The organism is Nonomuraea sp. CA-143628 (genome assembly GCF_050942315.1).
Taxonomy (GTDB): Bacteria; Actinomycetota; Actinomycetes; order Streptosporangiales; family Streptosporangiaceae; genus Nonomuraea.
In genome coordinates this window covers 6,213,133-6,226,186 of sequence record NZ_CP192072.1, presented here as the reverse complement: position 1 = coordinate 6,226,186, position 13,054 = coordinate 6,213,133, and the positions used below count along the sequence as shown (strand labels likewise).

Here is a 13,054-nt window from a genome sequence, read left to right as displayed (position 1 = left end):
TGCCCGAGGCCCTGGCCGTTCTCAAGGGGATGGGGCTGGACAGCGCGGAGATCAACTCCGGCGGGTTCATCCCGGAGCCGCACCTCCCGATCGACGACATCTTCGGCAGCGAGCAGGCCCGCCAGGACTACCTCGGGCTCTTCGACGAGTCCGCCGGTTGGCGCTGTCGTACGCACCCCGTACCGGAAAGAAGGACTGATCATGACAGAGCCACTGCTGGCACTCAAAGACGTGAGCAAGTCGTTCGTCGGCACGAACGCGCTGCGGGACATCTCGCTGGAGGTCCACGCCGGAAAGGTGCTGTGCCTGCTCGGCGACAACGGCGCCGGCAAGTCCACCCTCATCAAGATCCTCTCGGGTTTCCACTCCCCCACGAGCGGCACCATCGAGGTGAACGGGCAACCCGTCCTGTTCAAGAGCCCGCGCGACGCGAGCGCGTACGGAATCGCCACGGTCCACCAGTTCGGCGGCACCTTTCCGCTGATGAGCGTCGGCCGGTCGTTCTTCGTGGGGGTCGAGCTCGCCAAGGGCTGGGGGCCCTTCAAACGCTTCGACAAGCGCCTGGCCGGCGAGATCGCCGTCCGGGAGATGCGGTCACTCGGCATCACCCGGGTGACTGACGGCAAGCGGCTCGTCGGCAGCCTGTCCGGGGGTGAGCGGCAGGCCCTGGCCATCGCCCGTGCCGTCCACTTCGGCGCGAGCGTCCTCATCCTCGACGAGCCGACGGCGGCCCTCGGCGTCAAGGAGGCCACCCACGTCCTGCGGATCATCATGCAGGCCCGCGCCAAGGGCGTCGCCGTCGTCTTCGTCACCCACAACGTCCTGCACGCCATGATGGTCGGCGACCATTTCGCGGTCCTCATCCACGGCCAGAAGGCCGACGACTTTCGCAAGGGCGAACGTACGCGCGAACAGATCACGGACCTGATGGCGGGCGGCGAAGCCATGGCCGACCTCGAGGCGGAGCTCGCGGAACTGGAGGCATCGGCATGAAGGTGACCCTCGACCCGTACATGCTGCGGTCCGTGCCGCTCCTGGAGCTGCCCGGCGTCGTCGCCGATCTCGGTTACGAGTACGTCGAGCTGTCGCCGCGCGAGGACTTCATGCCGTTCTTCCTGCACCCGCGGGCCGACGACGCGAAGGTCAGGTCCTTCAAGAAGGCCCTCGACGGCGCCGGCGCGCGGGTCGCCTCGGTCCTGCCGCTCTACCGATGGTCCGGGCCGGACGAGGACGAACGCGAGGCCGCCGTACGCTACTGGAAGCGCGCCATCCAGATCACCGTCGATCTCGGCTGCACCGTCATGAACAGCGAGTTCAACGGCCGGCCGGAGCAGGCCAGCCTGTCGGAGGCGAAGTTCTGGAAGTCCATGGAGGAGCTGCTGCCGGTCTTCGAGCGCGAGGGCGTACGACTGCGCCTCGAACCGCATCCCGACGACTTCGTGGAGAACGGCAAGGTCGCCGTCGACATGGTCCGCGGCGTCAACTCCGCGCTCGTGTCGTTCCTGTACTGCGCGCCGCACACCTTCCACATGGGCGGCGACATGGTGGAGATCATGGAGTACGCCGGGCCGCTGATGACCCACCTGCACCTGGCCGACGCCTTCGACCACACGGGCTCCTCGGGGCTGCGCTACATCGTCAACCCGCCGGGCTCCACGGCTCGGGTGCACCAGCACCTGGACATCGGGCAGGGAGAGGTCGACTGGGACACCTTCTTCGCGACCCTGAACCGGCTCGGGTTCGCGGACGGTGACGACAACGTCATGACCTCGTGCGTGTTCGCCTGGGAGGAGCGGGCACGTGAGTCCGCGACCTTCATGCGCGAGACCATCGGCAAGTACGTCGGGGCCTGGTGACACCATGACCCCCCGCGTCGCCGCGCGGGGGGTTGTCACGGTATGTCATGAAGGGCAGGTGTCGCCCGGCCAGCCGTACCAGATCTCGGGGCTGTCGCCGATCCGGATGATGGAGCCGCCGTTGATCCGGATGTAGGCGTGCGAGTGCAGCTTGTGGCAGCCGGGCTCCCTGGCGATGCCGTTGTCACTGGCGATCAGCGGGTAGTGTCCCTTGGCGCAGGAGAAGGGGTCGGTCACCACCTCGTCCACCCACTTGCCGCCCTCCCACAGCTCCAGGTAGAGCCGGCAGCCGGAGGTACCGGACGGGGTCTTGTTCACGTAGACGTCGGGGAAGACCAGGATCGGCTGGTCCAGGTCCGAGAGGCACACGCCCATCTGATAGCCCTGGATGGTGGAGCTCTCCTTGCAGCCGCCCTTGGACGCGGCCGCCGGGCCGGCCATCAGGGACAGGGCCACCATCGCCACGGCCGCCGTGGCGGCGAGCCTGCCCTTGCGGAGTCTCGGGATCATGCCTGCTCTCCTTGCCGGTGAGGGGTACGCGACGATGGGGACGTTATCCCTGGTCAAGCCGCCGTGACCCGAAGCGGACCAAGCGGGAACCGTTCCCGGACCATCGGTGAACCGGCTACCAGGCCACGCCGTCCACGGCGACGATGAGCGGCCGGTCGGACTCCGACCAGATCTGCATGCCGATCGCGTGCACGCGGTCCACCTGGGGGACGGTCCAGGTGAACGCGGTCCAGCCCGCGGTGGACGGCAGGTGGATCTCCGTCTCGCCGGTCTCCGCGGCCCAATGGGGCTTGGAGGCCGAGTCGTAGGCGAAGAACCGGACGCCGCCGGACTGACGTCCCGGCACCCAGAGGTGGAAGGTCACCTTCATCCCGGTACGCAGGCCGGTGAGGTCGTGCGTGGTGCCGACGGCGGAGTAGCCCTTGGACGAGGACGCGCCGGCGACCGTGACCAGGAGGCTGTGGCGGCCCTCGTACGCCATGCTCGTCGTCACCTCGGCCTGGGCGACCTGCGGACCGTACAGGATGACCCAGTCGTCGGTGTCGCGCTCGAACCCGACCCGGACCGTCGCGGCGGCACCGCCCGTGATCAGCGGGAACGTCACCACCGCGCCGACCGTCAGGGCGACGAGCAGCACGATCCCGGACAGGATCAGCCGCCGCCTGCGGGGCGGCTCGGGCGACTCAGGCACCGGCTCGGACGGCGGGTCGAGCAGGAGGGCGGCGGCGTGGCCCGCGCGTTCGGCCAGGGCCTTCTCCCGCAGGTTGAGCAGGTGGCCGTCGGCTATGTCCAGGACCTTCTCGCAGGCCGTCAGCAGGTCCTCCGGCGGGATGCGCCGTCCGTGCTCGTAGTCGACGAGCGTGCCGTGCCCGCTCAGCCCGATCTGGGCGGCCAGCTTGCGCAACGACATGCCGCGCGCCACCCGGTGGCCGCGCAGGGTGGCGCCGAGCAGGCGCGCGTAGTGGTTGTCCGGCCTCGGAACCGTCATATCCGCTCCACGCCACTGGCTGACATTTCGGGTAGTTCCGGCTCGGACCGCTGGCGGCCGCGTCCACTGATCTCAAGCTTGCCGCGAAGCCGCGACACTGTCGACCCGTTGTTCCGAGGCGCACGCAACGTGCCAGTAAGTTTCCTCAGGACAATTTATTGTTTCCTAGCGACATTGTTTTCTGCCACACCGCGCCCTAGTGTCGGTCCAGCAAGGGCCACTCCGGCTCGTTGACGTTCAGGGAGAAACGCGTGTCACTCGACGACCTCGCCCGCATGATCGCCGACCCGTCGATCGAGTTCCGGCCCGAGTTGCGCTGGTGGCTGGCGGAGGGCCTGCACACCGACGAGACGCTGGTCCGCGAGATCGACACCGCGCACCGGCTGGGTTTCGGCGGAATGGAGTTCCTCGCGATGGACGAGGGCGCCATCGACCACTCCCGCTACGGCTGGGGCGCGGAGGAATGGGTGCACGACTCCCAGGTGGTCGTCGAAGAGACCACAAAACGGAACATGTCGGTGAGCTTCACCTCCGGCACGAACTGGTCGAACGCGAACCTCCCCACGATCACCCCCGACGACCCGGCCGCGGCCCAGGAGCTCGACGTGGTGTTCGAGGACCTCGCCCCTTCGGGCTCCCGCAGCGGGGCGCTGCCGCGCGTCGACCTCGACGCCGAGCCGCCGACGCTGCACATTCCCGGCCACCGCGGCAAGATCACCGAGCAGCATCTGGTGGCCGTCGTGGCCGCCCGCCTGCTGGAGACCGGCGCGACGGGCACGATCCTCGACCTCGACTCCGTCGTCGACCTCTCCGACCGGGTGCGGGACGAGCGGCTGGAGTGGAGCGCACCCAACGACGGCGACTGGCGGCTGTTCGTCTTCTGGAGGCACGGCACCGGACAGACCGCCTCGCCCTCGGCGTCGGTCAACTACACCGTCAACTACCTGGACCGGGACGGAGTCGACGCGGTCATCGACTACTGGGACTCGGTCGTCCTCACGCCGGAGCTGCGCGAGCAGATCAGCCGCAACCCGCGCGCACAGATGTACATGGACTCCCTCGAACTGTCCGTCTACGGGGCCGGTGGCATGTTCTGGGGGCGCACCCTCGCACGGGAGTTCCGCGCCCGTCGCGGGTACGACCTCACCCGCTGGCTGCCCTTCCTGATCCGGTCCGCGCCCTTCATGGCCGTCAGTACGATCTACCAGAACGACGTACGCGAGGAGCACCGCGTCACCGTCGAGAAGGTGCGCTTCGACTACGTGCGTACGCTCACCGATCTCTACATCGAGAACATGCTGCGCCCGTTCGCCGCGTTCCTGCACGACAACGGGATCGCGCTCCGCGCCGAGATCAGCTACGGACTGCCGTTCGAGCTCACCCGGCCGGGGCCCGAGGTCGACGGCATCGAGACGGAGTCCCTGGAGTTCGGCGCGCAGATCGACGCCTACCGCTTGCTGGCCGGGCCGGCGCACCTGTTCGGCAAGCAGTACTCCTCCGAGACCGGCGCGACCACCCGCAACCACATGCTCGACCACCGCTTCTACGACCAGATCATCGCCACCCAGCTGGCGGCGGGGATCACCAAGACCGTGCTGCACGGCTGGGCGAGCACCGCCGGGGCTGAGGGCGTCACCCATTGGCCGGGACATGAGGGCATGTGGCCGATGTTCTCCGAGCGGTTCGACACGCGTCAGCCGGCGGCCGAGTTCTACCCGCTGTGGAACAAGGCGATCGGCCGCTACCAGTGCGTCCTGCGGCAGGGCCGGCCGCGGATCGACGTGGGGATCCTCCGTACCGACCACTTCACCGACAACACCTCGGGGCTGGCCTTCCTCGACCAGGACGGGCGGCGGGTCCCGGACGAGGACGCCTACGGGCGCATGTGGATGCGCGACCGGGACAACCACTGGTGGCGCGACCTGGGCATGCAGGACGCCGGGTGGACCTACGAGTTCTTCGACGGGTCGCTGCTGCTGCGCGAGGAGGTGTCGTTCGCGGACGGGCTGGTGCAGCCGCACGGCCCTGGCTACCAGGCGCTCGTCGTCTACCAGGACACCCTCGACCCGGACGTGGCGGCCAAGCTCCTGGAGTGGGCGCGGCAGGGGCTGAAGCTGCTCATCGTCAACGGCGCCACCGAGCTCAAGTGGCTCATGGCCGGCCAGTACACCACCCACCCCCGAGCCGCCGCCCGTACCCCGGGACTCGACGGCCGCGACGAGGAGCTCGCCCAGACGATGGCGCGGCTTCGCGCGCTGCCGACCGTCGCCGAGGTGACCGATCCGTCCGGCACCGTCGAGGCGCTCCGCGCGCTCGGCATCGCCGGACGCGCCGAGTTCACCGGCGAGAACCGCAGCCTGCTCAGCCACCTGCGCGAGGACGGCGACCTGCTGCACCTGTACCTGTACCACTTCCTGTACGAGACCGGCGAGCCGACCACGGCCGAGATCACCCTGCCCGGCACCGGGACCGCGCACCGGATCGACCCCTGGACCGGCGACATCCACCCGCACCCCGGCATCCGGGACAAGGCGGGACAGACGACCACCGAGGCGGGGACGACCACCGACGCGGGACGGACGCTCATCTCTGTGTCCCTGGCGCCCGGAGAGACCGCACTGTTCACGATCGACCGCTCGGCGCGGGAGCCGGCGGGCTCCGAGCCCGTCGAGCCGCGCCTCCTCCAGGAGATCGCGGAGTGGACGACCACGGTCGAGAGCTGGGACGCCGGCGAGTTCGAGGTGATCAGCGAGGACCGCGGGCTCGGCTACGAGACCCGCGAAGTACGGCCCACCACCGCGATCACCCGCCTCGACGGCGGCCACGGCCCGCTCCGCCCGTGGAAGGACTTCCCCGAGGTCGGTCCCGAGGTCAGCGGCGTCGGCGCGTACGACGCGACGTTCACCCTGGAGGAAGCTCCGGTCGCGGGGGCCAGGTATGTGCTGGATCTCGGATCGACAGCGGGCGGTCTCGGCTCCGTCCGGGTCAACGAGGGCCCGGTCAAGGGCTTCGACACCTCCCGTCCGACCGTGGATGTCACCGCCGACCTGCGGCCCGGGGAGAACACGGTGACGGTCCGGGTGTCGAGCTCACTGAACAACCGGCTGCTCGCCCGTGGCTACTACGACTCGATTCCCGACATCGCCGCGCAGCTCGCCGGTGGCGCTGGGATGCAGCGGACCGAGGTACACGACCACGGCCTGCTCGGACCGGTGCGACTGCTGCTACTGCGCGAAGCGACGGCAAGCTGAGCCAGCCGGGCGGGCGGCTCCGTATCCGGTCGCCCGCCCTCCCGACCGGCAGTAGGGTTCCCGGAGACAGAGCGCGAACACCACGGGCGAGAGGAGGCACATCGTGACGCGGACACAACGCCACGAGCTGGACGATCAGGACATCGACCTGTCCTCCGTCATCGCCCCGGACCTCCTCGACCCGCGCGTCTCCCTCTCCTCGATCATCCACTGGGCGGACAGTCACGCGGTACGGCTGGCCCTCATGTCCGCCGTCGAATTCCCCGTCAACGATGTGCCGATGTTCCTCGTCGTGAACCAGCTCAGCTACCGGGGAGCGATGCGCCCCAGCGACCTCGCGCTGGCCCTCGGAACAGGGCGGGCAAATCTCACCAAGATCGCCCACCGCCTGCACGACACGGGCCTCATCGTGCGTGTTCGCGAGCCGTCGGACGAACGCAGCGTGCTGCTCGCCCTCACGCCCCGCGGACGGGAGATCGGGGAGCGGATCATGGAGTGCGTCCAGCAGGACCTTGAGTCGCTCCTGGCGGACTGGAGCGAGGAGGACGTGGACACGCTCAAACGCCTCCTCGCCCGCTTTGCCCGCGACACGATGTGGAGACTGCCGACGCCGAAGGGCCATGCCAAGTCGGGCTGAGGTCTGCTGATCACGACAGCATCGTGACCAAAGCCGTCAGCCCGATCCGGCGGCGCCGGGCTATGCCCCAGAGGGAAGCTTTCCGCCCGCCACGCCTCGTACAGCGCTGTCGATCAGTTCCTTCACCCGAGCGGCCGGCACCGGGACGCCCGGAGTCTCGAAGAACCAGCGGAACGCCTCGTCCTGGCCGACCCCCTCAGGCGCCTGCCCCGGAAAGTACGGCTGGACGTACACCGGCGTGCCCGGTTCGACGCGCCAGCTGTCGGCGAGCGACCCGCTGTCCACCGTGTCGTAGCCGAGGGCGTCCAGCAGCGCGGTCACCTCGGCCTTCGCGGCCGGGTCGTCACCCGCGATGGGCAGGGCGCTGCGGTCGGCGGCCCCGGCCGGCCGGGCGCCGGTGGACAGGCGATGGAAGTCGATGTTGTTGAACGCCTTGACCAGGCGTGAGCCGGCCAGGTGCCGCTGCACCAGGGCGCTGGAGGTCAGCTCGTCGGAGTCCAGCTCGGCGATGCGGCCGTCGCGCTCCGGGTAGTAGTTCATCGTGTCGATCACGATCTTGCCCGCCAGAGCGGCGACCGGCAACTGCTCGTAGGCGTGCAGCGGAACGGTCGCCACGACCACGTCGCCGGCCTCGGCCGCCTCGGCCGGCGTGGCCGCGCGGGCCTGCCCGCCCAGCTCGGTCACGAGATCGGCGAGAGTCTCGGGGCCGCGGGAGTTGCTCAGAACGACGTTGAGACCGGCGGCGACGGCGAGGCGGGCCAGCGTGCCGCCGATCATTCCGGTGCCTATGAGGCCGAGAGTCTTGGTCATGGCGTCTCCATCTCAATGGGAAACTTACGGGACATCTGCAAGATACAGCACACATGCAAGAATAAAGACACATGTACGGTAGGCTAGAGTTACGGATGTGGCAACGACCAGAGACAGCAACCCCCCGAAGGTCGACCTGCGCGTGCGACGCACCCAGGCGGCCCTGCGGCGCACTCTGATCCAGCTCGCCGAGGAGCGGGACCTGTCGCAGATCAGCGTCGCCGACGTCGCCGAGCGGGCCGAGGTGAGCCGTTCCGCCTTCTACTCCCATTACCGGGACGTACACGAGCTGGCCGAAGCCGCCTGCACCGCCATGGTCGACGACTTGATCGAGTCCCTGCCCGCCCTCGCCTGTGAGACGGCGGACGAGGCGCCGGACCCGATCCAGGCGCTGGCGGCGTTCTTCGCCAATCTCGCCGAGTACGCCGGTCTCTATCGCAGCCTGCTGGGGCCGCAGGGCAGCGCGCGCGTCATCGACCACGTACGCCGCCGGATCACCGCGACCATCCACCTCGCCGCATGCGCGTCACCGGTCGCCCCGCCCGAGGTCCCGCATGACGTGCCCGCCGCGTTCACCGCCGGCGCGCTGATCGGCGTGGCCTCCGACTGGCTCCAGCGCGGATGCCCAAGGACACCGAACGAGATGGCCGCGTCGACCTGGCCCCTCCTCGCCGCCCTCCACCACCTCGACGACGGCACACCCGGTCAGCTATCTCCCCCCGAAGGGGGGCATTCCCACCAAGGAACCCCAGCCACCACAGGCCGCCACAGGGATTGAGGCGGCCGTGTGACGAACCACGCGCCAGGAAGGGGCTCCCTCCGGAGGGGGACGGAAGAAGACGGTCCGTCCGTGGCTGAAGGCCACCAGGAAGGGACCCCCTTCGAGGGACGGCGGCCACGATGGGTGGCTCAGATCTCCTTGACGAAGACGACGGCGTCGATCTGGTCGATGGTGGCCGGGTCGAGGGACAGGTAGGTGTAGTCGGCCGGCACGCGGGGCGTCAGCTTCCGGTCGAGGGTCGCGGCGAGGCGGCCGGGATCGATGACGGCGCGGGCGTGGGGCAGGGTCGACAGGAGCCCTTCGAGGGTGTCGGGAGGAGGGACGTCGGAACCGCGGGCGCCGAAGGTGGCGGCGGCGAAGGCGTACTGGTCACCGAGGTGGGTGCCGATGATGGCGCCCGCGCTCCACCACTGGAGCGACTGACCCGCGAACCACAGGTGACTCTTGTCCCGCTGCAGGTGGCGGTTGCCGGCGAACGCGAGCGTGGGGCCGCGACGGGCCTCGCGGCGGACGATGGCGTCGAGGTTGTCGGCCATCATCGCATCACGCAGGCACATGAGCGTGCCGAGGCGGGTGGGCGCGGTGTCGGCCAGGCCGGCGTGATAGCGCAGGAGCCCGGCGGCGGTGCGGGCGTGCAGGTCGGCGCGCCACCAGTCGCCGGGTGAGGTGGTGGCCGTCAGGTGGGGAGCGTGCGCGGTGAGCAGCGCGCGCAGGTCGTCGGCGATCAGGCGCAGTTCCTTGGCCTCGGGGGTGCGGCCGACGGACTCGGTGGGATCCATGATGCCCCGGTCGATCCAGCGCTCGTCGGATCCGAGCAGCTCGTCGAGGGTCTCGCGACTCCAGGCCAGGTCGAGATGGGCGGCGAGGTAGTCGTACAGCGCGGTCAGGGCTGGGCGGGGGCTGGCGACGCCGGTCACCTCCAGCGGGGCGTCGAAGCCGTAGAAGCGGAGCCGCTCGTGCGGGGGACGCTGTTCGTTGCAGGCGCGCATCCAGCGCAGGAGCTCACGGTTGGCGGGCGAGGCGCCGAAGCCGTGGCTGAAGCCGCGGCTCATCGCGTCGTCGAGGGTGGCGGTGCCGCCGGTGACGTACGCGTCGGCGGTCAGGGCCGCGAGGCAGTCGCTCTCCAAGGTGATCGAGCGGTAGCCCTCGTGCTCGACGAGGTGGTGGAAGAGCTCGTTGCGCAGTTCGAGGAAGGCTTCGACGCCGTGGGTGGGCTCGCCGAGGCCGAGCAGGCGGGTGGCCGGAGACAGGAGCGCGGTGAGGGCGCCGCCGGTGAGGGGACGGGCGGCGTCCCGGCTGAAGGCCGTCATGTATTCGACTGTATCGTTGAACCTTCTGTGTAAACTTTGGCGGCATTTCCGGCTGTTTACGAGCGCGTACCTTCAAACAGCGTCGACGGCGTCCGCGAACGCGCCCATGGAAGTGAAGGTCCAGTCCGGGGTGACGTCGGCCGACGGCGCCGGCGTCGCTCCCCCACCCGGGTTGTCATGACGGCGGTCGATCCACACCGTCGGCAGGCCCGCCGCCTTGGCCGGCACGTGGTCGTGGAACAGGCTCTGCGCCACGTGCAGCAGCTTGCCGTCGGCCACCCCGAGCCGCCCGGCCTCGCTCATCAGCGCCTCGAAGTTGCGGGGAGATGGCTTGTAGGAGCCGATGTCCTCAGCGGTGAGGATGCTGGTGAAGGTGACGCCGAGGCGCTTGTTCGAGCCGGCGAAGGAGGCCCGGTCCACGTTGGACAAGATGATGAGCTTGTACCGGCGCGCGAGCCGCTCGAGCGCCTCCGCCGAGTCGGGGAAGGCCGGCCAGTCGGGCACGGAGACCGCCAGCCGTTCGGCCTCCTCGTCACTGACCGGCACGCCGAGCTTCGCGCCGAGGCCCCGCATCGCGCGCGCCAGGATCCGCGGGTAGAGGTCGCCGGGGTGCTCGGCCTCGGCCTGTGCCTCGTGCGTCGCGTACGCGGTCAGCAGTTGCTCGTCGGTCATCCGGAGACCGTGCGCGCCGGCCCACTTACGCAGGACGGCCGCGATGCCGGTCTCCCAGTCGATGAGGGTCCCGTAGCAGTCGAAGCTGAGGGCGTCGAAGTCGCTGAAGGTCACCGTGCACGCTCCTGGACGAGGTTGCAGACTTTCCGCACTGCGCCTTCCAGGTCGGCGAGCAGCCGACGGCGTCCGGCACCGTAACCGGATGAATCAACACGGTTAACCGTATAACAGGCGGTCAGGCAATCCGAGATCGTCTGACAGCGCTCCTCATTGACAGCGGCCCCGAAGATCGGACAACCTACCGGGACGGAAGATTATGCGGCAGTGCATAATTATGCAACGGGAGCTGCGATGCGCAAGCGCAGAGTGATCATCAACACCGACGCCAAGAACGAGGCCGATGACCAGTTCGCCATCGTCCACGGGTTACTGTCGCCGACTTTGGACATGCGCGGGCTGATTGCGGCACATTTCGGCAGCTTGCGGTCGCAGCGGAGCATGGAGGAGTCTCGCGAGGAGATCGATCTCCTGCTGGATCTGCTCGGCCTGACCGGCTCCGTCGCTGTCGCGAACGGCGCGGCGACGCCGCTGCTGGACGAGCACGCCGCGGTGGACTCTCCCGGCGCCCGGCTGATCATCGAGGAGTCGAAGCTCGCGAGCGAGGAAGACCCGCTCTATGTGGCCTTCCTCGGGCCGCTGACCGACATGGCCTCGGCGATCCTGCTGGACCCCGACCTCGTACGACGCCCGCTGGTGGTGATCTGGATCGGCGGCGCCGGATACCGCGGCTACGACGAAGGCTCACGGATCGAGTTCAACCTCTCCAACGACGTCCACGCCGCCAACGTGGTGTTCGGCTCCGGCATGACCGTGTGGCAGGTGCCCAGAGACGTCTACACCAAGGTCTCGGTGAGCTACGCCGAACTGGCGGAGAAGATCGGTGACGCCGGGCCGCTGGGCCGCTACCTGATCAAGCAGCTGCACGAGTGGAACGCGACGTACCACCCCGGGCCGATCGAATCCCGCTCACTGGGCGACTCTCCGGCCGTCGCGCTGATGCTCTACCCCGCGAGCGGCAACCTGCGCGTCAGGCCCGCTCCCCGATTCGGCGCGGACGGCTCCTACCTGCCCGGTTCGAACCACCCGATCCGGGTCTGCGAGGAGATGGACGTGCGCTTCCTGCTGGAGGACATGTTCGCCAAGATCCGGGCCTTCGGCCGCGAGCACGGCTGACGCGCGGGCGTGCCGTGTCAGGCGTCCGTCATCTCCTCCTTGTGGCGGAACAGGCTCCGGTATTCCTGAGGCGAGGTGCCAAGGTGCCGATGGAAGGCGGCCCGCAGGGAAGCGGGAGCGCCGAGCCCGGTGAGGCGGCCGACCTGCTCGATGGGCACGGTGGTCGCCTCCAGCAGTTCGCGGGCCCGGTCGATGCGCGCGTCGGTCAGCCAGGCCATGGGCGGGGTGCCGGTCTCCTCGCGGAAGCGGCGGATCAGTGTCCGCCGCGACATATGGGCGCGTTCGGCGAGATCGTCGACGGCAAGGGGCTTCGCCAGGTTGTCGATCATCCACTCCCGCAGCGGAGCAAGCACGTCTCCGCTCGCTTCGGGGCGGAACTGTTCGACGAACTGCGCTTGGCCTCCCCGTCGCCGTGGCGGCGCGACGAGATCACGTGCGCGGGTGTTCGCCGCCGCGGCGCCGAGGTCGGTGCGGATCAGGTGCAGGCACAGGTCGATCCCCGCGGTGACGCCGGCGGAGGTGAGGATGTCGCCGTCGTCGACGTAGAGCTGATCTGGCAGGACATCGACGCGTGGGTAGCGCCGACGCAATTGCTCGGCCGCCCGCCAGTGTGTGGTCGCGGGGCGGCCGTCGAGCAGCCCGGCCGCGGCGAGGGTGAAGGCCGCGGTGCAGATGGAGACGAGCCGGGCGCCTCGGGCGTGAGCCGCCCGTAGCGCCGCCAGCAGCTCGGCTGACGGGGTCGCGTCAATGTCGTCGTAACCCGGAATGATCACAGTGTCGGCGTCGTCCAGCGCCTCGAGGCCGGCCGCGACGGTGATCGCGAAGCCGCACCCCGGCACCAGTCCGGTCTCGGTGTCAGCGCAGACCGTCAGCTCGTAGTGGGGGTCCATGGCGAAGATCTGCGTCGCGGCACCGAACTCGAGCGGGAGCACACCGGACTGTACGAGCACTGCGACGTGATGTCTGTCTGACATAGTGGCACAATTGTAGCGCTGATTGGCATCCG

At 69.2% G+C, this 13,054-nt stretch carries 12 protein-coding genes; 6 read left to right on the top strand and 6 right to left on the bottom strand.

All coding sequences use genetic code 11. The features are described from left to right. The first annotated feature begins 201 nt into the window (after positions 1–201). A complete protein-coding gene (locus ACQP2T_RS28440) occupies positions 202–993 on the top strand; it encodes an ATP-binding cassette domain-containing protein (RefSeq protein WP_433519105.1) in 792 nt (263 codons plus the stop codon). After that, a complete protein-coding gene (locus tag ACQP2T_RS28435; RefSeq protein ID WP_433519104.1) occupies positions 990–1,856 on the top strand; it encodes a sugar phosphate isomerase/epimerase family protein in 867 nt (288 codons plus the stop codon). The genes ACQP2T_RS28440 and ACQP2T_RS28435 overlap by 4 nt, the downstream gene beginning before the upstream one ends. 45 nt (positions 1,857–1,901) lie before the next feature. Here the strand turns inward: ACQP2T_RS28435 and ACQP2T_RS28430 are convergent, their stop codons facing one another. After that, positions 1,902–2,366, bottom strand: coding sequence for a hypothetical protein (locus ACQP2T_RS28430; RefSeq protein ID WP_433519103.1), 465 nt, complete (start codon positions 2,364–2,366; stop codon positions 1,902–1,904). Between the two features lie 115 nt (positions 2,367–2,481). After that, complete coding sequence (locus ACQP2T_RS28425; protein WP_433519102.1) at positions 2,482–3,354, bottom strand: helix-turn-helix domain-containing protein; 873 nt, start codon at positions 3,352–3,354, stop codon at positions 2,482–2,484. 251 nt (positions 3,355–3,605) lie between these two features. Between ACQP2T_RS28425 and ACQP2T_RS28420 the strand changes: the two genes are divergently transcribed. Continuing rightward, entirely contained in the window at positions 3,606–6,605 is a 3,000-nt protein-coding gene (locus ACQP2T_RS28420) for a glycosyl hydrolase (protein WP_433519101.1), read from the top strand. A 103-nt stretch (positions 6,606–6,708) separates the two neighbouring features. Further along, positions 6,709–7,242 (top strand): MarR family winged helix-turn-helix transcriptional regulator, encoded by a 534-nt coding sequence (locus ACQP2T_RS28415; RefSeq protein WP_433519100.1) that lies wholly within the window; start codon positions 6,709–6,711, stop codon positions 7,240–7,242. 60 nt (positions 7,243–7,302) lie between these two features. Here the strand turns inward: ACQP2T_RS28415 and ACQP2T_RS28410 are convergent, their stop codons facing one another. Next, on the bottom strand, positions 7,303–8,052 hold the full coding sequence (locus ACQP2T_RS28410) for an NADPH-dependent F420 reductase (protein WP_433519099.1): 750 nt from the start codon (positions 8,050–8,052) through the stop codon (positions 7,303–7,305). A gap of 97 nt (positions 8,053–8,149) precedes the next feature. On the opposite strand from ACQP2T_RS28410, the gene ACQP2T_RS28405 reads away from it, so the two are divergent. Then, a complete protein-coding gene (locus tag ACQP2T_RS28405; protein ID WP_433519098.1) occupies positions 8,150–8,830 on the top strand; it encodes a TetR/AcrR family transcriptional regulator in 681 nt (226 codons plus the stop codon). Positions 8,831–8,961: 131 nt separating this feature from the next. On the opposite strand, the gene ACQP2T_RS28400 is transcribed toward ACQP2T_RS28405, so the two are convergent. Next, on the bottom strand, positions 8,962–10,143 hold the full coding sequence (locus tag ACQP2T_RS28400) for an erythromycin esterase family protein (protein WP_433519097.1): 1,182 nt from the start codon (positions 10,141–10,143) through the stop codon (positions 8,962–8,964). A gap of 72 nt (positions 10,144–10,215) precedes the next feature. Further along, a complete protein-coding gene (locus tag ACQP2T_RS28395) occupies positions 10,216–10,929 on the bottom strand; it encodes a haloacid dehalogenase type II (protein WP_433519096.1) in 714 nt (237 codons plus the stop codon). A gap of 237 nt (positions 10,930–11,166) precedes the next feature. On the opposite strand from ACQP2T_RS28395, the gene ACQP2T_RS28390 reads away from it, so the two are divergent. Continuing rightward, positions 11,167–12,048 (top strand): nucleoside hydrolase, encoded by an 882-nt coding sequence (locus tag ACQP2T_RS28390; RefSeq protein WP_433519095.1) that lies wholly within the window; start codon positions 11,167–11,169, stop codon positions 12,046–12,048. A 17-nt stretch (positions 12,049–12,065) separates the two neighbouring features. On the opposite strand, the gene ACQP2T_RS28385 is transcribed toward ACQP2T_RS28390, so the two are convergent. Further along, entirely contained in the window at positions 12,066–13,022 is a 957-nt protein-coding gene (locus tag ACQP2T_RS28385) for a GlxA family transcriptional regulator (protein ID WP_433519094.1), read from the bottom strand. Positions 13,023–13,054 lie beyond the last annotated feature (32 nt).